Here is a 690-nt window from a genome sequence, read left to right on the forward strand (position 1 = left end):
GATGTCGAGCAGAACCCGCCACGCCTCCTCCGCCGAGACGGGGATGCTGAACGTGTTCTCCAGTTTCATGCGGAATCCTTCATGGCGGATCTTGCGGTGGAACGAGTGGTGAGCGCATGGCTGACGGCCCGTCAAACGCCGTCCGCCGCGCCCGGAAACGTCAGACGCCGCCCGCACCGACGCTCGGAAGCCGAGCGGCCGAGATCGATCTCGGGCACCTGGCAGGACAGTTGCTCATCCGCTCTTTCCAAGTGGTCGTCGTGCGTTTGCGGTTCGTGCCGTCGGGCTGGCCCTCCGTCTCTGCGGACCCCGGTCCGACAGGCGTGCGCGGCCCCGCGAGGGCCGGGGCTGCGACGACAAGGCCGAGGATCCGCCCTGCTCCCGGCCACAGGGTCCGAGGCAGTTCGGCGATGCAGTTCAGCGGTGCGGGCCGACTCGACCCGCACATGATTAAACAATTGTTTACACAGGGACCATGGGCCGTCAAGGACTACGTCGCCGCGACTGCGCCGGAACGCCGCAGGACAGGGCACCTGGCGGCGGCGAGGGGTACGGCCGGGCCGCGTGAGGACTGCGCCCGTGGTCGCCGCGTCCGCGAGATGAGCGGCTGCGGGAACGGCGGCGGGGGGGGGGGGGGGGGGGGGGGGGGGGGGGGGGGGGGGGGGGGGGTGGGGGGGGGGGGGGGGGGGG

Source organism: Yinghuangia sp. YIM S10712, from assembly GCF_051388935.1.
Taxonomy (GTDB): Bacteria; Actinomycetota; Actinomycetes; order Streptomycetales; family Streptomycetaceae; genus Yinghuangia.